We start from the raw sequence: 20,929 nt of genomic DNA, 5'->3' as shown, positions 1-20,929 counted from the left end.
CGGGGGGAACCAGCCGTGAAGAAGTGTGTCCGGGACAAGGACGTCGTCAGGACCAACGAGGCCGCGAAGGCCCGACGCGCCGCGCGAGTCGCGAAGGCGAGGTCCGGTCGAGCCGTCATCTCCTCGCGGACGGCGCAGACCACGGTGGCCGCCGCCATCGGGGCGGGCATCCTGCTCCAGGGCGGCCAGCAGGCTCCGGTGCCGTCGCCGCCGGTCAGCCTGGTCGTGCAGCACGTCGCGTGGACGTCGTCCGGTGACGACGACGGGTCCAGCACCGCCGGGGAGGACGGCGCGGCGGCGGATGCGAGCAGCGCGGACGGCGACAGCGCGGACGCCGTGGAGAGCGGGTCGGCAGGGGAGGGTAGCGCCGACCCGAGCGGATCGGCGGAGGCTCCGAGCCCGGAGAGCACGACGGTGCCGACCACGCCCGACGACGCGACCGCCCCGCCGTCCGACGACTCGACTAGCCCGACTGCGGTGGCGCCTGCCACGACGACGGCGGCACCGACCAGGTCCGACTCCGCGTCGGTGACGACGAGGCCGAGGGACGCGGCGCCCACCCCGGTCAGCACACCCGCCGCCGAGCCATCGATCCCCGTTGCCGCCGTCGAGGCCTCGGCGTCGGGAGTCCCCGGTGCTCGTGGCTCGGGACCCGTCGCTCCGGCCCGCGTCGCCGCACCCCTGCCTCCACCGGACGTCGCTGCGGTGGTCACCACGGCCAGGGAGGCCGCGGGCGCGGCCCGGACGGCGACGAAGGCCCGGGTGACCCAGGCCGTGACCCAGAACCTCCTGGCCCGCATCGCCCTCGGTCTGGCCGGCATCCTCCCGGCGGCTCCGGGCGGCCCCGCTCCGATCCCGACGACGCCGACCGCGCCGACCGGCGCCCTCCTCATCGCCCAGTGGGCGCTGTTCCGCCGCGGTGGCCACGTGTTCAACCAGAGCCCCGTCAGCAGCCCCGCCCAGGCGCCGAGCAGCACCGGCGCGGTCGTCGGGAACCTCCACGCGACCGACCCCGACGGAGACCGCATGACCTACACGGTGGTCACCGAGCCCGCCCACGGGCACGTGACACTGGGCGAGGACGGCGCGTTCACCTACACCCCGGACCCGGAGTTCGCGCGGACCGGGGGAAGCGACGCCTTCACCGTCGTCATCCGCGACAACGACCCCGCGAGTCCGGGTGCGGGCCGCTACACCGACCTGCTGCGCACTGCCCTGTCCCGGCATCCGCTGCTGGCGGCGCGACTGTTCGGGCCGCACGCGATCTCGTTGACGGTGCCGGTCACCGTCGCGCCGAGCGTCACCACCCCGCCGGTCCCTCCGACGCCGGTGGTCGAGCGGGGGACGGGAGCCGTCACCGGACGTCTGGACGTGCCGGTGACGCCCGGTGTTCCGCTCGAGCTCAGCGTCCCGCAGCAGCCCAGTGCCGGTGCCGTGACGGTGCAGCCGAACGGCACGTACACCTTCACCCCGAACGCTGCGGCCCGTCGCGCCGCCGCCGGCACGCCGGGGTCGGACGTCGTCAGGTTCACGGTCCTCGTCTCCGACGGCCAGGGCGGGACGACGCCGGTCGAGGTGACGGCGGTCGTCGACCCGGGGCCGGCCGAGGTCGTCGCGGAGATCCCCGTCGGACCCGGGCTCCAGCAGCTCGAGACGAGCCCCGACGGACGGCGGGTCTTCGCGATCGGCGGAGGCGGGTCGTCGGGCGCGCGCACGTTCTCCGCGATGCGCATGACGACGTCCGACGCGGACCTCGCCGACGACGCTGCCGGCGCGCCGTCCGCCGGGAGCACGATCGCGATCATCGACGCAGGCAGCAACACGCTCATCAGCACGATCTCCCTGCCCGGCTGGGTGCAGAACCTGACGTTCAGTCCAGACGGCACGCACGCCTTCGTGACCACCCAAGCCGACGACCGCTACCACGGCGACGGGCAGGGGCCGACGACGGTGACCGTGATCGACACGACGACCGACGTCGTGGTCGCGACGGTCGTCTCCGAGGACTCCTACGGCCGGTTCCAGTTCGCCCCCGACGGCAGGCACGCGTACCTCAGCGACTACGTCGGCGACACGATCACGGTCCTGGACCTGGCCACGAACGCCACGACGACGATCTCGGTCCCCTCCCCGCAGTTGCTCACGTTCAGCCCTGACGGTCGCCGGGCCTACATGCCCAACGTCGTCGGCGGGACGACCACCGTGATCGACACGACGACGAACACGGTGCTCGGCGACGTGCCCGGCTACGGAGGCCTGTGGGTGGGGCCAGACGGGCGTCACGTGTACCTCGTCGACTACCAGTACACCGCCGGCTCGGTCACGGTGATCGACAGCCTCGACGACTCAGTGACGGTGATCCCGGTCGGAGCGGAGGCATCCCCGCCCTGGTTCGGCGCGGGCGGGGCCTACGCCTTCGTCATGGACCGGAGCGGTCCCGATCCGAAGCTGACTGTCATCGACACCTCCGATCATTCCTCCAGCACCATCGACCTCGGGAGCCAACCGAGCTGGATGTACGTCTCGCCCGATGGGACCCGGACCTACGTGACCGATCGCGTCGACGGCACCGTGACCGTGATCGACAGCGCCCATGGTGTCGCCGTGAAGACGGTGCAGATGTCCTCAGGCAGGTTCGGATACGGGAGCGACCCGCAGTTCAGTCCCGACGGAACCCGCTTCTATCTTCTCGACGGGAGCACGATCACCGTCTTCAACACCATCGACGACAGTGTGATCACCATCCCCGGTGATGGCACGCTCGGGTTCACTCCCGACGGTTCCCACGCCTACGTCCTGGGTCGCGGCGACCTGTCGAGCAGCACCCTGCGCCTCATCGACACCTCGGACGACAGCGTCCGGACCCTCGAGGTCCCCGGGTACGCCGACCGCGCGTACTTCAACCAGGACGGATCACGCGCCTACCTCACGAGCTACAGCGGCACCGACCTCACCGTCGTCGACACGGTCTCCGGCGACGTGACGCCGCTCGATGTCGGGCGGCAGAGCTACGAACCGCAGTTCAGTCCGGACGGCCGCCAGCTGTTCGTCGTCGGTTACGAGTACACCGAGGCCCCGGGCCAGTGGGTCGGACTGCCCGGGACCGTGACGGTCATCGACACGATGGACGACACGGTGCGGACGGTCCCTGTCGGTGTCTGGCCCAACCGGATGACCTTCAGTCCGGACGGCGTGCACGCCTACATCGTCAGCGACCGCTCTCTCGAGGGGTCGACGATCACCGTCATCGACCGGACCGACGGCACGTACACGAGCTTCCAGGGAAGCCCTTACGCGACGGACGTCGAGTTCACGCCGGACGGCCGCTACGCCTACGTGTTCGGCTACGGCGAGACGATCGACGACGGCGAGATCATGTTCATCGACCTGGCCGACGGCGCGACGTCCGTCGTGCCGGTGCCCGCACCGACCGGCATCCGCTTCAGCGCCGACGGCCGATCCGCCTACGTCCTCGACTCGCGCGCCGGGACCGCGACGGTCATCGCCCTCGACGGCGAGGTCCCGACCGGGCCCGCGTCGCGGGTGTAGTCCGGGAAGCCGACGGCCGTCGTCGGGACCGCGGACAGCCGGCCACCTCACTCCTCGGGCGGCAGGGGGTCCCAGTCCGGGAGCGGCAGGTCGGCGCGCTCCCGCTCCGGCGGCGGGAGCGGGACCGCGTCGAGCCGCGGGTCGGCGGGGTCGAGCGCCCGCTCGTCGGGCGCGCTCACGGTTCGACCGTCGCGAGGCGGTCGCGCAGCGTCCCGGCCGTGGCCAGCGACGCCTCGAAGTCCTCCAGCCACAGCATCGCCTCGTCGCCGGCCTGCCGGATGTCGCGTTCCGCCTTCACGGCCGTGAGGCGACCCTCCTGCTCGGCGCGGTCCCGACGCCCCGGGATCGCCCGGTACTCGGCGACGGTGAACACGACGCCCGCGACGCCGAGCACGAGCGCGATCACGCCGACGACGACGAGGCCGTTGACCAGCGCCAGGACGCCGAGCGCGACGGCCAGCACCCCGGCGGTGCCTGCGAGCCACGCGCGGGGGAGCAGCCGCACCGCGGCGACCGCCCGCTCGGTGAGCTGGTCGTAGTGGTCGCGCACGCCGGTGGCGAGGTCCTCGGTCGACGTCGACTCGTCGAGCACACCGGCCCAGGAGCCGTGCACGAGGCGGACACCCTGGGGGCGTGCCTCGGCGAGGCGGTCGTGGATCCGGTCCACCGCCTCCGCGGCCCACGAGCGCGACAGCGCGACGGCCAGTCGCCGTGTCGGCGCCGGCACCGTGATCGCGTCCTCGCCGCCGAGCGCCGCGTCCGAGACGAGGGTGAGGAAGTCGACGGGCTCGTCGGACCGCGTCGTCGCCGCCCGCGCCGCGTCGGCGGCCTCGGCGTCGCCGTCGTGCTCGACGATGGCGGCGAGGCGCTCGGCACGACGTCGCAGCGGCGCCTCGTCCCGGTCGAAGTCCCGGGTCAGTCGCTCGAGCAGTGCGTCGACCCGCTTCGTCAGGGACCGGTCGGGTGGGCTCTGAGCGGCGAGCACGTCGTCGAGGAAGCGCAGTCCGCCCGCGAACACGGTCGCCTGTCGGGCCAGGTCGGCCATCCGCTCCCACCCGACGGCGTGCGCCTCGAGCGCGGGCAGGTCGGGGGCCGGGGAGTCCAGACCCCGGAGCATCACGCCCCACCGCCGGACCTGGGCCTCGGCGAGGTGCGGGCGGGTCCCCAACTGCTCGACCCACCGCCCGACCGTGTCGGCCACCGACACCTGCGGCGCCGCTCCGAGCAGACCGGTCGTCGCCGCGTCGAGCACGATGCGGAACTCGGGCGCGAGCGCCATCGGGTCCCGCTGCGCGACGTAGCGCGCGACCCACTGCGCCACCGCCGCCTCCCGCCGATGGCGCTGCAGGACGAGGATGAAGAACAGCGCCGCCTTGTCCGGGTCCCGGTCGGCGGCCTCCACCACCGCGCGCCCGACGAGCCCCCGGTCCTCGCCCAACCAGCCCCCGAGCGCCACCAGCGCGGGCGCGAGCCAGTAGCCCGGCGTGGTCAGCATCAGCTCCTCGGAGAGGTCGTGGACGGCGGCGTCGGAGACCAGCCCGGCGTCCATGGCCTGGAGCATGCCGATCGCGCTGCGCCGCACGCGGTCGTAGTGGCCGTACCCGGTGTCCAGCTCCTGCCGGACGCCGATGAGAGCGGTCTGGGCGTCCTGCTTCGCCCGCGCGAGCTCGGTCCGCCGCCGGTACTCGAGGAAGTCGGCGTGCAGGCTGCGGACCTCGTCGAGCGTCTTCTCCTGGTGCCCCTCGAGCGTCGAGAGCGCGCCGCTCACCCCGGCGACGGCCGTGTCGACCGCGCCGAGCTTCAAGCTCAGGTGGGCCACCGACGACTGCACGTCCCCGACGCCCCGCGCCACCGTGCCGACGGCGCCGTCGAGCCTCTTCACCCGCCCCTCGATGCTGTCGACCTTCCGCGCCACCGGCCTGAGATCGCCCTCGCTCACCCGTACCCCCTCGCTGCGACGGCAAGGATCCTTTCCTGACGACGGGTCACACCGGTTGGGCCGAGAGGGCGGCTCTGCTGGGCCGGAGGAGTGACGGCAGTCCCGACGGGGCCACGGTCACGTGTTCCCGGGCGGTTGTGATCCGCTGTCCTGGGCGTCTCGTCGGAACAGTGCGTCCACCCCGGCCCGCAGCCGTGCCGCCTCCTCCGACCGGTCACCGCGCAGCGCCCGTTCCACCACCTGCGGCAACGCCGTCGGGAACGGCCGCCCGCTCTCCACCACGGCGACGACCGCGTCGAACCCGCGACGCCGACGGTCCGGCTCGGCGCTGCGCAGCAACCCCGACCAGTGCACCAGCGCCCCGTGCACCAACGCGTGGTCCTCCCCGAACACCTGGTGCTCGACGCAGGCGTGCAGGCCCTCCACGAGGTCGCGGGCGGTCGCGCCGCCCTCGTCGTCGGGATGACCGTCGAAGCGCCCCTCCTCGATCCAGCGCAGCCAGGCCCGCTCGAGCACCGGGGTGGGGCCGAGGACGCGGAGGACCTCGACGAGCGCGCGGGTGCCGCCCGGTCCGGGGCCCCGGTGCGGGGAGGCGAGCCAGGCGATCACGTCCGCGCGGCGCGCGGCGAGGAGCGGCGCGGCGCGGTCGGCCAGGAGGCGGTCGAGCACGTCGAACTCGACGGCCGACCTCGGCTCCTCCACGGTCACGGCGCCCAGCCCACTCCGGGTGGCTTTCGGGTCGCTTACATCCGGAGCCGGACTGATCACACACAGTCGATCGAGGTCGCGAACCTGCTGCCCCATTCACGTGATCTGTCGCCTGTGACGTGCCTGTGAACTACTGTCGGCCAGACGGTGGGGGGCCGTTGAGCAGTTCAGGGGGGCGTATGGGTGACCTGTGGGTGCATCTCCTCGGCCGTGTAGCCGTGGACGACGGCACCGGTGAGCGGAGCCCGACGAGTGCGGCGATGCAGGCGCTGCTCGTCCTGCTCGCGTCCTCGCCCCGCACGCCGGTCATGCTCGACACCCTCGCGGCCGACCTGTGGGCCGACGGGAAGGCCCCGCGGAACCCCGGCCCGACCCTCCACACGCGCACCACCCGGCTCCGCGACTGGCTCGGCATACCGCGCGAGCAGCTCTCCTCCGCGACCGGCGCGTACACGCTGCACCTCGACCCCGAGCGCGTCGACCACTGCCGCTTCCACCGCCTCGCCGGCGTCGCCCTCGCCGCCGAGGACCCCGCGACCATGCTCGCCGCCGCCGACGGCGCCCTCGCCGAGTGGACCGGGCCGCCGTGGCCCGGCGTCTCGACCCCGCGCCTCGACCTCCTCCGCGAGCACACCCTCGCCCGCCACCAGCACGTCCTCGAGGTCCGCGTCCGCGCCCTGCTCGGCCTCGGACGAGCGCTCGAGGCCGTCGACGCCGTCGCGCCCCTCGCCCTCGAGGCCCCCGACCGCGAGGCCTGGCACGCCCTGCTCGTCACCGCTCTCCACGCCGCGGGCCGGCCCCGCGACGCCGTCGAGGCCTTCCTCGCCGCGCGCCGGCACCTGGCCGAGGAGCTCGGCGTCGGGCCGGGGGAGGAGCTGCGCGAGGCCTACCGCCGGGTGCTCCTCGACCGCGCCGCCGCCGTCCCGACGTCGGGTCGTCCCCGACGGCGGATCGTCGGGCGCGAGGCCCAGCTCGCCGCCATCGCGGCGGCCACGGGCGACGAGGACACCCAGGGGCGGCTCGTCGTCGTCGAGGGCGAGGCGGGCATCGGGAAGTCCACCCTGCTCGCCGCGGTCCGCGAGGCCGCATCCGGCCGGGTCCTGCGCGGCGCGTGGGACGAGGGCGCGACCCCGCTGACGGCGTGGGTCGAGGCCCTCGGCCCGCCGCCGGACGGTCCCGCGGGAGCACCCGTGCCGTGGGTGCGCCGCCGGCTCGCCGAGCTCGCCGCCGACGGGCCGGTGCTGGTCACCCTCGACGACGCCCACCGCGCCGACTCCGCCTCGCTCGGCGCCCTGACCGGGCTCGTGCGCCAGGGGCTGCCGCCCGAGGTCGTCGTCCTCGTCGCGGCCCGCGTGCCCGACGTCGTCGTCCGCCCCGACTGGAGCGCCTGCCGCGCCGACCTGGTGCGCGACGCGGCCGCGATCTTCCTCCCGCTCACCGAGCTCGACCCCGAGGCGGTCGTCGCGTTGGCACGGGCCCGCCTCACCGGCCTTCCCGACGGGGCCGTGGTGCGGGTGGCCGAGCTGGTCGCGAGTCGGGCCGGCGGGCACCCGCTGCACGTCGCCGCCCTGCTCGACGTCCTCGCCGGCGCCCCCGACGAGACCGCGGCGCTGGAGGCGGTCGGTCGGGTGCCTGACCGGCTGCGCGCCGTGTTCGACCACCAGCTGAACGCCCTCGCGCCCGAGGCGCGGCGCGCGATCGAGGCGCTGGCGGTCCTGCGTCCGGTCCCGACCCCGGCCCTGGCCGCCGTGCTCGGCCGGCGCGGGCTCGACGTCGTGGAGGACCTGCGGGCGGCCGCGCCCGGACTGACCGCCGTCGACGGCGAGCGGGTCGACCTGCGCCACGACCTCGTCGCGACCGCGGTCCGCGAGTCCGTGCCCACCACGCTGGCGCGCGAGCTGCACCGCGCGCGGCTCGACCACCCGCAGCCCGAGGACGACGCCTACGTCCGCCTGCGCCACGTCCTCGGCGCCGGGCTGCCGGCCGAGCAGGTCGGGCTCGCGCGCCGCGACGCGGGGGTGCTCGCCTACGAGCGCCGCGCCCTCGCCGAGGCGCTGGAGCTGTTGGACGCGTGCGGGCGCGAGGACGACCCCGTCGTCGACGTCCACCGGGGCCTCGTGCTGGCCGGACTCGGGCGGTCCGAGGAGGCGGACGACCTCCTCGACGCCGCTCTCGCGCGCGCCGACGGCGACCCGGGCCTCGTCGTGAAGGCCGCGGTGGGGGACGAGGCCCTGGGCCGGACCGTCTCCGGGGACCGGCGGCGGCTCGCCCGGCTGCACCGTGCGGAGGCGGTGGCGCTGCCGCCGCGGGAGCGGTTCGAGCTGCTCGTCGCGCTGGTCCGCGAGGAGTCGCTGGCCGGGGTCGCGCGACCCGACCTGGTCGCCGAGCTGCGCGACCGGGCCGCGACCCCCGGGGCGACGGTGGCGGTGCGGGCCCGCGCCCGCGCGCTGGAGGTCCGCCAGCTCGTCGAGGGTCCCGAGCCCGCAGCACGACGGCTGGCCCTCGCGGGCGACGCCCTCGACCTCGCGCTGCGCACCGGCGACCCCACGATCGTCCTCGACGCCACCGAGCTCCTGCTCACCGCGGCGCTGGGTGCCGGCGACGTCGCACGGGCCCTCGGCCTGCGCGAGACGCTCGCCGTCGAGGCCCGCCGCTGGCACCGGCCGCGGCTGATCTGGGCGGCGCAGGTGCTCGAGTCGGCGTTGCTGCTCGCCCGCGGGTCCTACGACGAGGCCCGCGCCGCGGCCCAGGCGTCGCTCGAACTCGGGCAGGAGCTCGGCGTCGGCGACGCGCTCCCGGCCTTCGGCGTGCACCTCATGATCTCGGCCTGGATGACCGGCACCGCCGACACCCTGGGCGACCTCGCCGTCGGCGCCGCCGCGCAGAACCCGACCATCCCGGCGTGGGCGGCGGCCGCCGCGGTCGCGCGGGCCCGCTCCGGGCATCGTCGGGAAGCCTGTGAACTGCTGGCGGCCTTCCGTGAGCGACGGGCCGCCACCGCGAGCCGACTGTTCGACCGACCCGCGCTGTGCATGGCCGCGAGCGCCGCCGTCAGCCTGCACGACCGCGAGACCGCGGCGCTGGTCCGCGCCGAGCTCCCGGCCGACCCGGACGCCGTCGTGATCCTCGGCTACGGCGCAGTGGTCACCGGTCCGGCGGCGCTCTTCGCCGGGCTCGCGGCGATGGTGCTCGGCGACCACGCCACGGCGCGGACCGACGTCGCGGCCGCGGAGAAGCTGGCCACCGGGCTGGGCTGGACGCCGTGGGCGGAGGCCGCGGCTCGGGTCGGGGCCGTGCTCGACGGGGAGGACGTCGAGCTGCCACTGGGGATGGGGCAGTGGTGAGCCCCGGACGTCGGCCACGATCCGCGCCGTGGCGACGCCGGACCGGCGCCGTCGGTCAGCTGCCGCTCTCGCGGCGCGCCAACTGGCGGCCCTCCGGCGTGATCCCGGTGGGCAGGGGGAACCGGTCCTGGTGGGTGATCTGGATGTATCCGGCGTCGTTCGCCTCGGTGATCACGCGGAAGCGCTGCTCGGGGTCGACCTCGGTGCCGTTGACGGTCCAGCCCGGCGGCGGGACGTCGGCGCCGCTCTCGACCTGGGAGTCGCCGAGGTGCTCGTCGAGGTGGCGCAGCAGGCTGATCATCACGTCGGCGTCGGGCGCAGCGTCCATCGGTGGACCTCCGGGATCGTCGGGAGCCCGGCTACGCACGAAGATCGCGCCGGGCGGATGCCTCGGGGTGGACGGCATCCGCGCTCGGCAAACGGCCGCCGGGTTCCGGTGCCCACCGAGTGCGGCGATGTGCGCCGGACCTGACGCAGATCGCCGCACTCGTCCCGGGCCGGTCGACCTCAGCTGATCTTGACGATCTGGAAGCCGACCTGGGAGCCGTCCACGGCGTTGACGGTGACGCCGAACTGGGCGGGCTCGCCGTCGACGGTGCCGGTGCACGTGGTGGTGGCGCCGACCTGACCGGGCAGCGGCTCGGGGCAGGTCACGTCCTGCGCGGCGGTCTGGGCGGCGACCTCGGGGGCGAGCTGGTCGGGGGTCACGACCGGCGTGGCCGGGGCCGACTGGGAGGCGGAGGGGGCCTGGGGCAGCTGCGAGACCTGGCTGGCCACGGAGGCGGCCATGACGCCGACGAGGACGGCGGTGGCGATGCCGATCAGCACGAACGCGATCGAGAGCCACATGCCCACGGTCGCGAGGCCGCGGCCGTTCTCGTGACGCTCCACCGCCTGCTTGCGGCCGATGATGCCGAAGACGATGCCGAGCGGGGAGAACACGAACGCGAAGACGATCGACAGGATCGCCATCGTGTTGGTCCGGATAGGCGCCGGCGGGGCGGGCGCGTAGCCCGGCGCGGGCTGCTCGGGGGAGGCGTACGGGGGGACCTGCTGCGTCATGGAACGTGTCCTCACCAGGAGCCGCCGCGCGGACGGAGCTGCCCGGGCGGTCGGTAGAGCGGTGATCGAGTGGATCTGACGAACCGTCACGCTTGACCAGGATCCCACCTCGATCTTCACACGAACAGCCCAGCCTGAAGCGCTTACCTGTGCACGAGCAGCATCCGACGATCCCTGGTCGGCTCGCCCGGGACTGACGGGAGCGCACCGGACGGGGCAGGGGTCCGGCCGGAGCAGGCAGTCGCGGTGCCACGTCGAGGCGTCGGTCCTAGGGTCGCGCCATGACGGACGAGGCGGACGGATCGGACCTCGCGTCGTTCCTGGCCGACCTGCGCGACGAGCAGGCGACCATCGCGCGGGAGGTCCACGCGACCGTCGCGGACGTCGCGCCGGAGCTCCTCCCGCCGACCCGGCGAGTCGCCCTGCTCGGGTACGGCGCCTTCCACTACCGCTACGCCTCGGGGCGGGAGGGCGACGCCGACCTGGTCTCCCTGCGCGGCGGCAGCAAGCACCTGAGCGTCTTCGTGAGCGCGGTCGACGACGGGTGGTACCTGCCCGAGATTCATGCGGCGGCGCTCGGGGCGGTCTCGGTGGGTCGGAGCTGCATCCGTGTCCGCCGCGCCGGGGACCTCGACCTGTCGGCGTTCGCCGACGTGGTGCGACGGGCCGTCGCCGTGGGCGGTGAGGGGCAGGTCTGAGTCGTGCGACCGAGTCGGTCGCGTCGGTCGTCTCGGAAAGTGTGACGACGGGTCCCCGGTCCGCCTCCGGTTCCTGACGAGCCGCGTGGCCGGCCGGGGGGACCGGCTCGCCTCGTCCGGCACCGGCTCCGTCGTCGTCCGCGGCGACGGAGCCGGTCGTCCGACGAAACAGTCACTGCGCCGTCATCGATGAGCGGCCGGGGACGCGGCGGAGAGCGGGGGTGTGGTGAGCGCGGAGACCGATTCGCAGTCGTTGCCGCTGGGCTGGATCGAGCCGCTGGTGACGGTGCCGGTCGGCATCCCGGCGCCGCGGGCGCACCGGGACGACGCCGAGCTCGTGCGGACGGCCGACCTCGCCGCCGTGTACGACCGGTACGGCGATGCGCTCTTCCGCTTCGCCCTCGGGCTGCTCCGCGACCGGGAGGCCGCGGCCGACTGCGTCCAGGAGGTGTTCCACACGGCGGCCACGCGCCTGCACCAGCTGCGCGACCCGTCGGCGTTGCGCGCCTGGCTCTACGCGATCGCCCGGCACGACGTCTCCCGACGACGCCGCGCCGACCGTCGTGAACTGGTCACCGACGACCTGCCCGACCGCCCCGGCCCCGCGCCCGACCCGTCCACCCACGCCTCGCGGCGGGAGCTCGCCGAGCTCGTGGGGGACGCGTCGCGCGGGCTGCCCGACCGCGACCGCGCCGCCCTCGCCCTGCACTACCACCAGGAGCTCGACGGCCCGGAGGTCGCGGCCGCCCTCGGCCTGTCCCTGACGAACACGACGACCCTGCTCAACCGCGCCCGCGCCACCTTCGAGCGCAGCCTCGCCGCGCTCCTGCTCGCCCGACGGGCCCGCGCCGGCCGGTCGCGCTGCCCGGAGCTCACCGCGCTCGTCGCGCGGTGGGACGGCGAGGTCACCGTCCTGTGGCGCAAGCGCACCGCCCGCCACATCGACCTCTGCCCGACCTGCACCGCCGACCGCGCCGACGCCGTGAACCCGCGGACCCTGCTGGGCGCGACGCCGGTCCTCCTCCCGACCCCGCGCTGGCTCAGGGCCGCCAGCCTCCAGCACGTCGCGGCCGCCGTGCCCGCCCGCTCGACCCGGGCCTGGTGGCCGCCGGCCGCCCGGGCCGGGGTGTTCGCCGGTCTGTCCTCGGGCAGCGCCGCTCTCGCCTTCGCCGCGGCCGTGCCGGTCGCCGGGCTGCTCGCGGCGGGAGGCGCGCCGCTGGTCACCGAGGTCGGGGGAGGGCCGGTGACCGAGCAGCCGTCCGCCCCGCGCCCCGGCGGCGGGGGAGCGGCGCCGAGCCAGCCGCCACCCCGCTTCGGCTTCGACATGCCGACCTTCGCGGTCCCGCCCCCACCCGGAGCGGCCCCGGTCCCGGCTCCGGCCCCGCTGTCCGTCGCACCCCCGGCGGCCTCGAACGGGCGGGTCTTCCCGACGACGGGTGCGCCTCCGCCACCGCGCCCCTCGTTCGTCCCGTACCCGACGATCACCCTTGCTCCGGACCCCGGCGAAGACCCACGCAGCGCCGAGCCAACGCAACCATCGATGGCACCGACGCTCGCGCCGTCCCCTGAGAACTAAGGAGCGGGTCAGGGGAATAACGGTCTGTAAGTCTCCAATCACGCTGAGAAGAACGCTTGCAGCTAGGAGAGTTCGTACGAGGAGGTTGCCACCCGCCCGGAGGAGCGCTCTACATCCATAGGGACCTGTATCTCACCGGCAGAAGGCGGTTCGCTGTAGGGGATGTAGGTGAGGTTGCAGGGTCACTTGGAATCCCAGGAAAGGGGATCCTGTCATGCGCTATCGTCGTTCCGGGCAATACGCCGTTCGTCGATGTTTTTCTGCGCGATGAGCGACGCCATCTATGCTGCTGTCGGTCTCGTCGGCGGTCTAGTTCTATCTGTGTTCTTCTGGTACTTCACTACGCACATCATGACCCCCAGTTTACGTTTTTCCGAAGCCGACGTGCGAACAGACGCAGTGGGAACCAAGGTTGCGCGCATCAAAGTGGAGAATCTTGGAAGGCGGCGGGGGGTTCTCGACCTCGCGATTGACGTCCGCATCCGCTACGAGGGCGTCAGCCTTTATGCTGACTCGGGACGGGCGAGCAGCCTGCTCCTTGAGGTGCCGCACGACACTCCGCCAATAATGCGTCTCGCGCCACGTCGTCATCGGATTGTCCGACTCCGCCTCGACCGGGAAGAGCTGATCCGTCTCAACCCCGTGATGTCGAGAAGATTCGACTTCTTCTCGCAACCAGAGATCATCGACTTAAATTGGCTCATCTCGCAGGGTGGAGGAAGTAGTAGGCCTTCGCTAACGGTTCGAGTCCTGTGCTACGACGAATGGAGTGGAAGTCGCAAGTTCTTCGAGTCCCGACAGCTCTTCCAGGACGGCCTGTCGAACGGGTCCGAAGGTGATGTCACTCCGCCTCGGAACAGGATCGCGTCGGAACGAACGATTCTCGAGTCCTCCGAGGTCTGAGCGGACCGTCTCCTACGTGGAGCCCTTCTAGGGTGCAGTTGCCCGGCCTGGAGAAACTGATCGACACGTACGAATGGGCCGTTTCTCACGATCGCTCGTGAGAAACGGCCCGTCCCGGGAAAAGTCAGCGGCGAGTCATCACCTCGGTCCGCGGCTCCTCCTCCCGGACCTGCTCGACGGCGCGGTCACCACGGCGGCCGCGGCCAATCGCGTAGGCGCCGCCGCCGATCAGCACGATCGCGCCGGCCCCGCCGAGGATCCACGGCAGCACGTCCGAGCCGGCCGGGTCGGTGACGGCGACGACGTCGGTGGTGTCGGTCGAGTCGGTGTTGTCGGTCGTCTCGGTGCCCGTCGTGGCGTGGTGCTGGGCGTGGGTCGCGGTGCCGGTGGTGCCGCCGGTGGTGTGGTGCGCGGGCGTCGGAGCCGGCGGCGGGACGGCGCCGGTGACGGTGATCCGGCTGGACACCGTGCCGGCCGAGGAGGACGCGGTGACCGTGTACGTACCGGCCTGGGCGCCGGACGCGATCGTGGCCGAGCCGGAGAACGCCTCGGGGTTCGTGCGGCTCATGGAGGCGGGGCCGGCGAAGGCCGGGGAGGTGACGGTGATCGGGCCGGTCGCGGTGGAGGCGGCGGGCTTGGCGAAGGTGCCGGAGAAGGTGATCTGCGCGCCGGGCTTGGCCGAGGACGCCGACAGGGTGAGGACGCCCGGTTCGGCGGCGGAGGCGGCGGAGCTCGACGACGAGGCAGTGACCGGGGTGACGGTGTCGGCGAGGGCGATGCCGGTGCCGGCGAAGGTGAGCGAGCCGGCGATCAGGGTGGCGGCGGCGATCCGGGTGAGGCGCATGACGTGCTCCCGTAGGTGAGGGATGCGGTGCGGGGAGGAGTCCTGGTGGGCGCTCTCCGTGCTGACACCGAGAACTCTGCCGCCGGGAGGACCTCGGTCCCGTCCCCCGAGGAGCCGGTCCCGGGGACGACACCGCTGTCCTCCGACGAGGGGACACCCACCGCCTGGCAGGCCGGGCGGGGGACATCGGCGGAACGGCCCCACCGGACGAGCGGATCTGGTTACCGTCGCGCTGTCCGGATCGGGAGGAGCGTGCCGTGGAGATCGTCGTGGCGGCGGACGACGCGCCCGCGCTGGGCCCGGAGCCGACCGTGCCCGAGCCCGCCGACCTCCTCGGCGGGCGCCACGTGTTCGTCCCGGTGCACGCGCTGCCCACCGGCGCCGAGGCCCTCGTCGAACTGCGCACGCTCGCCGACGGGCGGCTCGCGTTGCCCATCTACTCGTCGGCCACGTCGCTGGTGCGCTGCTGCGGCCCGGGGCAGCCGTACGGCGTGTTCGCGGCTGACGACGTGGAGCACCTGCTGACGGCCAGCGGCGCGCAGGTGGTCGGCGCCGACCTCCCGCTCCCGCCCGACCTGCGGCGGGAGGCGCCGTGACGGCACCGGGCTTCGACGTCGACCCGGGCCGGGTGCAGGCGGTCGGCACGTGGATGGCGAACGCGGCGGCGTCGCTGGGGGAGGCTGCGGGCGGCGGGGCCGGGGCACCCGTGGCGGGGACGGCGACCGGCGCGGTGCTGGCGTACCTCGAGGCGGTCACGCAGGTCGCGGCCCGGTTCGCGGAGGCGGCGCAGCTTGGGGGCGAGACGGTCGGGCGGGCGGCCGAGGTCTACCGGCGCTCGGACGCATCAGCCGCCGGGTCGATCGGCTCGATCCCCGGCTTCGGCGACTGAGGCGATCGGGAGGCCGGACCGTGCCGATCGACACGCACGTGGACGCCGATCCCGCGTCGTGCCGCACCACCGCGCAGTGGCTCGACGGTGTCGCACGGGCGGGCGCGACCTCGGCGGACGAGGTGGTCGGTGCCCGCAACGACTCCGCCGGCTGCTGGAGCGGCCCGGCCGGCGACGCGTTCCGCGACCAGGCGGGTCGGATCGGCGCCGCGGGTGACACCACCTCGGCGCAGGCCCGGATCGGCGCGCAGGCCCTCGACGAGTTCGCCGGCTCCGTGCAGGGCGTGCTCGACACGATGAGCCGCGCCCGGGCCGACGCCGCGGCCGCGGGCCTGCCCGTCACCGGCGAGACGATCGGCGACCCCGTCGCGCCTCCCGGCCCACTGCCGACGCCGCCGGTCGGGCAGTTCCTGCCGCCCGAGCAGGTCGCCGCCCACGAGCAGGCGACCACCGTGGCGACCACGCAGCAGGCGGCGTTCGACCGGGCCCGCCAGGTCACCGACGAGGCGCGCACCCGCTACACCGAGGCCCAGACCGACCTCGTCGCCCGGATGCGGGCGCCGACCGACGAGGCCGTGCAGGCGGTCAAGGACGTCGCGCTCGTCGTCTCGAGCGTCACCTCCACGCTCGGCGGTCTGCACGGTGCGGCGCGGACGTGGGAGGACGTCGCCGCGAAGGCGGCACTGCAGCGGCAGATCCTCACCGGACTCATGCTCGCGCCCGGCGTACCACTGGACGTCGCGGCGAGGCAGGCCGCCCGGAGCGCGGCCGAGGAGGTCCGCGCGGGCGGCGCGCGCACGGCCAACGCGAACGCGCTGCGCACGCTCACCGGTGGGGCCAGCGAGACCTCCATCGGCGGCCGGATTCTCGACGGCCTGACGTGGGCCCCCGGGCAGCGGGCCGAGACCGGCCTGCTCGCCGCCGCGAAGCCCGTGCTCGCCCGGCTGCCCGTCACCAGCCTCGTGTCCTCCGGCGTCGGGTTCACCACCGATGTGGCCGCCGGCCGGTCCGCGACCTCGGCCGCCGCGAAGCAGGGGACCGCGCTCGCCGTCGGGGCCGGGGTCTCGTGGGCGGCGACGGCGGCGGGGACCGCGGCGGTCACCGCGCTCGGCGTCGCGAGCGTCGCGGCCCTGCCGGTCACCCTCGTCGCGATCGCGGCCGGCGCGGGCGCGGCGTACCTCGTGGGCTACCACTGGGACGACATCGAGGCGGGCGTCGAGGACCTCGTGTCGTGACCGACGACCTCCCACCCCGCCCCGACCCCTGGACGGGCCTGCCGTTGCCGCCTCCCGCCCCGGGACCGCGCGCGGCGCCACCCGCGCGCCGGATGCCGCGCCGACCGAAACCGCCGCCGGCGGGACGCGGCCCGGTCCTGGTGGGGCGGTCGGGCTCGGCGAGGGTCGGGACCGGGCTGTTCGTCGGCGGGCTCGTCGTGGTCGGGGCGGTGCTGGGGGCGGCCGGACTGTTCGAGCGGCCGGCGTCGGTCCCCGTCTCCGCGTGGGTCGCGCTCGGCCTCGTCGTCGTCCTGCTCGCGGTGTGGGGCCGCGGGACGAGCCGGGACTACCTCGCCGTGGGCGCGGACTGGCTCTCCGACGGGACGCGTTGGGTCGATCTCTACGACCTGGTGGAGGTCCGCGGCTCGATCGTCGCCGCCGGCCAGGCCTCCCTGCGGTTCGTCGACGGGTCCGGACGACGGGTCGAACGCCAGGCCCGCCAGCTGCGGGAGGACCCGCTGATGTGGGACCTCGTGCACCTCGGCGTGCGCTGGTCGCGGGCGGTGCACGACGTGCGGATCAACCCGCTCGCGGCGCAGTTCGTCGGTGACGACCCCGTCGCCGGCGGCGCCTACCTGGTCGCGCGGCCCCGGCTCGACGTCGAGCGACAGCCGCGCGCCGACGCCGACACCGACGACCTCCCGCCCCGCCCCGACCCGGCGACCGGCCGGCCCCTCCCGCCGCCCGCCCCCTGGACCTCACCCGACGCGACGCCGCGGGTTCCGCGACGACCGCAGACCCCGCCGCCCGGACGGGGTCCGCTCCTGTCGGGGACCTCGGGGTTCAGCCCGGTCGGCCTCCTCGTGGTGGGTCTGGTGGTGGCTGCGGTCGCGGGGCTCGTCGGCGTGACCGTCGGCGTCGGGTGGCTGCTCGACAGTGCGACGAGCACGGTGTTCCTCGGGGCGTGCCTCGTCGCGATCGTCGGGGGGATCGGTTGGCTCGCCACCGTCACCTACGTCGGGGCCGGCGCCGACTGGGCCGCCGACGAGCGCAGCTGGGTCGACCTCTACGACCTCGTCGCCGTCCGTCGTGCCCCCGGCCGCTGGTGGACACCGGGCCTCGCGCTTGTCGACGGCGACGGCCGCCGGGTCGTGCTGCCACTGCGGGAGCTCCGCCGCGACGTCGTGGTGGGGCGCTACGTGCACCTCGGCGTCCGGTGGTCCGAGGCGACGCACCACGTCGACGTCGATCCTGGTGCGCGCTCGTTGATCGACGACAGAGAGTGACGGTCGGTGCTGCGACGGTCTAGCCACCGACGCCGGCCTGTGGGCGGACCGGACCTGTCGCAGGGGTCGGTGCTGGCGATGGGGGCTTCGGCCGGGTCGTTCGCCGCGTCATCCCGTGGTGCAGCTCGAGGGCCTACTCGGGTCCCCGGAGTAGCTGGCGTCTCTGTCTGACGGAGACGGTGTGGCCTGTCTGCGCTCGGGGTGCGGTACGACGCGCGGTTGCTGCACCCCGGGGAGGCGCTGTCGTGCCGCCCGGCGGAGCCGTGATTCGGCAACGGTCCGAAGCTCGATCTCGACCTCTGTTGCCCCGTCGCCTAACGCGGCGACGTGCGCAGGGCGATCGACCTGGTGGTACGGGACCTCGGTTGAGCAAGTTGGGCTGAATGGCCTCTAGATCTTGTCGAACTGGTGTTCGATCATAGGTGCATGGCGATCGAGGCGGACTGGGACCCCGAGGTGGGGTTGTCCGCGCTCGTCCCGCCGCCGTGGGAGCCCGAGGAGCCGCCGTGGGTGCCGCCTTCGGAGGAGGTGGTCGCAGCGTGGGCGGCTGAGGATGCCGAGGCCCTGCGCCGCGCGGTGTACCCGTGGCTGGAGTACGAGCTCGAGGACCCGCTGCCTGAACCGGCTGGGCCCGCCGAGCCCTTCGAGTCGGCTGAGTCGGCTGAGTCGGTCGAGCCCGCCGAGCCCTTCGAGTCGGCTGAGCCTGGGTGGGCGGTGCCGGGTGTCTCCGACGCTGAGCCCTCTTCTGAGGAAGGGGTGTCGGCGGAGTCGTTGGCGTTGTTGGCCGAGGGCGCGGCCGCGGTCCGGGCCCGACGGCTGGCGGGGGCCCGGTTGTACCGGGCGATCAACGCGATCCGTGACAGCGATGTGCTCGATGAGACCGGCTACCGGCGGATGTCGCGGCTGCTGGAGGACCATCTGCGCCTGGACCCCACGACGGTCCGTCTGCTGGAGCGGCAGGCGGACGCGTTGCGGGAGACCGTCACCCCCACCGGGGCGAGGACACCGGCGGATCTGCCGGCGACGGCGGCGGTGGTCGACGACGGGCTGGTCGACGAGCACCACGTCGAGGTGATCCGCAAGACGATGCAGCGCCTCGGCGCGGTCCCTGGCTTGGAGCCGGCGGTGCTGGCGACGGCGGAGGAGCAGCTCGCCGCGCTGGCCACCACCCACAGCCCGAAAGCACTGTTCTCGGCCGCCAAGGTGATCGCGGACCGGCTCGACCCCGACGGGGCGGCGCCGAAGGACGACGACGCGTCGGGCAACGAGTTGCGTTACACCAAGCGCCGCAACGGGGACCTGCACGCCAAACTCGTACTCCGCGAACGGACCGCCGCAGCCCTGTTCGACGACGCCATCCGCGCCGCCACGCCTGCTCCGGCGTCGTCGGTGGTCGCCGATCCCGACACCGGGGAAGCCCCGACCTCGCAGGACGGCAACCGCGGACACGACCCCCGCGACGAGGCCGACCGCTCCCTCCCCTCCCGGCAGGCCTCCGGGCTGCTGGACCTGATCTCCGCCAGCCACCACGCCGGCCTCAACGAACCCGACCCCGGCACTGACGAGGCTGCACCCGGGAACGACGCGGGAGCCGATGCCACCGGCAGCGGGTCCGACGCGAACCGCGCACCGGAGCCCGCCACCGGCGAGCTTGAGGCCGAGGAGCCGCCGATGTTCGGCCCCGGCGCCTCCGGGCACGACCACGGAACCGATGCGGCCGGCGCCGGTTCCGATGCGGCACCCGAGCCCGAGCCCGCCACCGACGAGCCCGCGCCCGAAGAGAACGCCGGGACCGGTGCCGCTGGCAGCGGTTTCGACGCCACCCCCGAGCCCGAGTCCGAGTCCGAGTCCCGGTCCGAGGCTGAGGCCGATCCGGGCGAGCCGCCACCACAGCGGCCGTGGACCCCACCGGACGTCGACACCATGGCGCTACCCGGCCGGGAACGCGTCACCCTGACCGTGACGCTGGACTACGAGACGCTGCGCCAACAACTGTCCGACACCAGCACCGCACTCGCGCTGCTCGGCGACTCCACCTGGATCCGCCCCGACACCGCCCGGCGGTTGGCCTGCGACGCCGACATCATCCCCATGCTGCTGGGCTCGAAGGGCGAAGTCCTCGACGTCGGCCGCAAGACCCGCTCGATCCCCACCGCCACCGCCCGCGCCGTCACCCGCCGCGACCGACACTGCGCCTTCCCCGGCTGCCGCCGACGCGCCCGGCACTCCGAAATCCACCACATCATCCACTGGGCCCACGGCGGACACACCGAACCCGACAACCTCGTCTGCCTCTGCCGGTATCACCACGACCTCGTCCACCACAGCGGCTGGGACGTCCACATGACCGACCACATGCCCTGGTTCCGACCCCCCACATGGCTCGACCCCACCCGACAACCCCGACACAACCGGCCCTGGCAGAACGCGAACCTCGCCGGGTGATCGAGGTTTCGCAGGTGCCCGTGGCTCCGGGGCGGGCCGCTTCAGGAATCGTCGTCAACGAAGCGACTGCCACGCCGATATCGAGACATGGGTCGGAGGAGAACTGCAAGGCTTCGATCTCGCAGCGCGACCTCGCCGTGCGTCGACCGTGGACGAGGTGCCCCAGAGCGTGCGGATCACGCTGGACGTCCCGCGAGAGTCCGGCCTCCTTCGGGTGCGGCACGGCGCGCTCGTCCCGACGAAGGCCGCGGTAATCGACGTCGAGATCCTGCGGCGGCTCCGGTCCTGGTTCGCTGCAGAGGACGGGTTCACGGTGATCCTCACGTCGCCGATCTGACGACGTTCGAGCAGGACGGCCCGCTCGACGGGAACGGCCTCGCGGGGCGTGTGCACCACTAGCTCAGGCCACGGTGGCAGGTCGAGGACCGGCCGATGATCGCAAGTCTTCTCAAGTGGCGTTCGCCGACCTCTC

The 20,929-nt window shown here is 74.1% G+C and carries 17 protein-coding genes; 11 read left to right on the top strand and 6 right to left on the bottom strand.

The window, feature by feature from the left end; all coding sequences use genetic code 11:
* The first annotated feature begins 15 nt into the window (after positions 1-15).
* Complete coding sequence (locus tag LN037_RS11630) at positions 16-3,549, top strand: cadherin-like domain-containing protein (protein WP_230752487.1); 3,534 nt, start codon at positions 16-18, stop codon at positions 3,547-3,549.
* Between the two features lie 47 nt (positions 3,550-3,596).
* Here the strand turns inward: LN037_RS11630 and LN037_RS32455 are convergent, their stop codons facing one another.
* From LN037_RS32455 to LN037_RS11620, 3 genes are all read right to left on the bottom strand, one after another.
* A complete protein-coding gene (locus LN037_RS32455) occupies positions 3,597-3,728 on the bottom strand; it encodes a hypothetical protein (protein ID WP_255693989.1) in 132 nt (43 codons plus the stop codon).
* On the bottom strand, positions 3,725-5,431 hold the full coding sequence (locus LN037_RS11625; RefSeq protein WP_230752484.1) for a hypothetical protein: 1,707 nt from the start codon (positions 5,429-5,431) through the stop codon (positions 3,725-3,727). Before LN037_RS11625 ends, LN037_RS32455 begins: the two co-directional genes overlap by 4 nt.
* A gap of 174 nt (positions 5,432-5,605) precedes the next feature.
* Entirely contained in the window at positions 5,606-6,196 is a 591-nt protein-coding gene (locus tag LN037_RS11620) for a hypothetical protein (protein ID WP_230752482.1), read from the bottom strand.
* 218 nt (positions 6,197-6,414) lie between these two features.
* Between LN037_RS11620 and LN037_RS11615 the strand changes: the two genes are divergently transcribed.
* A complete protein-coding gene (locus LN037_RS11615) occupies positions 6,415-9,540 on the top strand; it encodes an ATP-binding protein (protein WP_230752479.1) in 3,126 nt (1,041 codons plus the stop codon).
* 55 nt (positions 9,541-9,595) lie between these two features.
* On the opposite strand, the gene LN037_RS11610 is transcribed toward LN037_RS11615, so the two are convergent.
* Together LN037_RS11610 and LN037_RS11605 are read right to left on the bottom strand one after the other, a co-directional pair.
* Positions 9,596-9,868, bottom strand: coding sequence for a hypothetical protein (locus LN037_RS11610; protein WP_230752477.1), 273 nt, complete (start codon positions 9,866-9,868; stop codon positions 9,596-9,598).
* 179 nt (positions 9,869-10,047) lie between these two features.
* Positions 10,048-10,602, bottom strand: a complete 555-nt coding sequence (locus LN037_RS11605; protein ID WP_230752475.1) for a DUF4190 domain-containing protein — start codon at positions 10,600-10,602, stop codon at positions 10,048-10,050.
* Between the two features lie 281 nt (positions 10,603-10,883).
* Between LN037_RS11605 and LN037_RS11600 the strand changes: the two genes are divergently transcribed.
* From LN037_RS11600 to LN037_RS11590, 3 genes are all read left to right on the top strand, one after another.
* Positions 10,884-11,300: a DUF1801 domain-containing protein gene (locus LN037_RS11600; RefSeq protein WP_230752474.1), complete on the top strand. Its 417-nt coding sequence runs from the start codon at positions 10,884-10,886 to the stop codon at positions 11,298-11,300.
* 226 nt (positions 11,301-11,526) lie between these two features.
* A complete protein-coding gene (locus LN037_RS11595; protein ID WP_230752471.1) occupies positions 11,527-12,876 on the top strand; it encodes an RNA polymerase sigma factor in 1,350 nt (449 codons plus the stop codon).
* A gap of 267 nt (positions 12,877-13,143) precedes the next feature.
* On the top strand, positions 13,144-13,779 hold the full coding sequence (locus LN037_RS11590; protein ID WP_230752469.1) for a hypothetical protein: 636 nt from the start codon (positions 13,144-13,146) through the stop codon (positions 13,777-13,779).
* 124 nt (positions 13,780-13,903) lie between these two features.
* Here the strand turns inward: LN037_RS11590 and LN037_RS11585 are convergent, their stop codons facing one another.
* On the bottom strand, positions 13,904-14,623 hold the full coding sequence (locus LN037_RS11585; RefSeq protein ID WP_230752467.1) for a hypothetical protein: 720 nt from the start codon (positions 14,621-14,623) through the stop codon (positions 13,904-13,906).
* A 257-nt stretch (positions 14,624-14,880) separates the two neighbouring features.
* On the opposite strand from LN037_RS11585, the gene LN037_RS11580 reads away from it, so the two are divergent.
* From LN037_RS11580 to LN037_RS11555, 6 genes are all read left to right on the top strand, one after another.
* Positions 14,881-15,219, top strand: coding sequence for an SAV_915 family protein (locus LN037_RS11580; RefSeq protein WP_230752465.1), 339 nt, complete (start codon positions 14,881-14,883; stop codon positions 15,217-15,219).
* Entirely contained in the window at positions 15,216-15,512 is a 297-nt protein-coding gene (locus tag LN037_RS11575; protein ID WP_230752463.1) for a hypothetical protein, read from the top strand. The genes LN037_RS11580 and LN037_RS11575 overlap by 4 nt, the downstream gene beginning before the upstream one ends.
* 20 nt (positions 15,513-15,532) lie before the next feature.
* A complete protein-coding gene (locus LN037_RS11570; protein ID WP_230752462.1) occupies positions 15,533-16,747 on the top strand; it encodes a hypothetical protein in 1,215 nt (404 codons plus the stop codon).
* Entirely contained in the window at positions 16,744-18,012 is a 1,269-nt protein-coding gene (locus LN037_RS11565; RefSeq protein ID WP_230752460.1) for a hypothetical protein, read from the top strand. Before LN037_RS11570 ends, LN037_RS11565 begins: the two co-directional genes overlap by 4 nt.
* A 426-nt stretch (positions 18,013-18,438) precedes the next feature.
* Entirely contained in the window at positions 18,439-20,457 is a 2,019-nt protein-coding gene (locus LN037_RS11560; protein WP_230752457.1) for a DUF222 domain-containing protein, read from the top strand.
* Positions 20,458-20,614: 157 nt separating this feature from the next.
* Positions 20,615-20,794, top strand: a complete 180-nt coding sequence (locus LN037_RS11555) for a hypothetical protein (protein ID WP_230752455.1) — start codon at positions 20,615-20,617, stop codon at positions 20,792-20,794.
* Positions 20,795-20,929: the final 135 nt, after the last annotated feature.

Origin of the sequence: Actinomycetospora soli, from assembly GCF_021026295.1 — a bacterium.
Lineage (GTDB): Bacteria > Actinomycetota > Actinomycetes > Mycobacteriales > Pseudonocardiaceae > Actinomycetospora > Actinomycetospora soli.
This window is presented reverse-complemented; position numbering and strand designations above follow the sequence as displayed.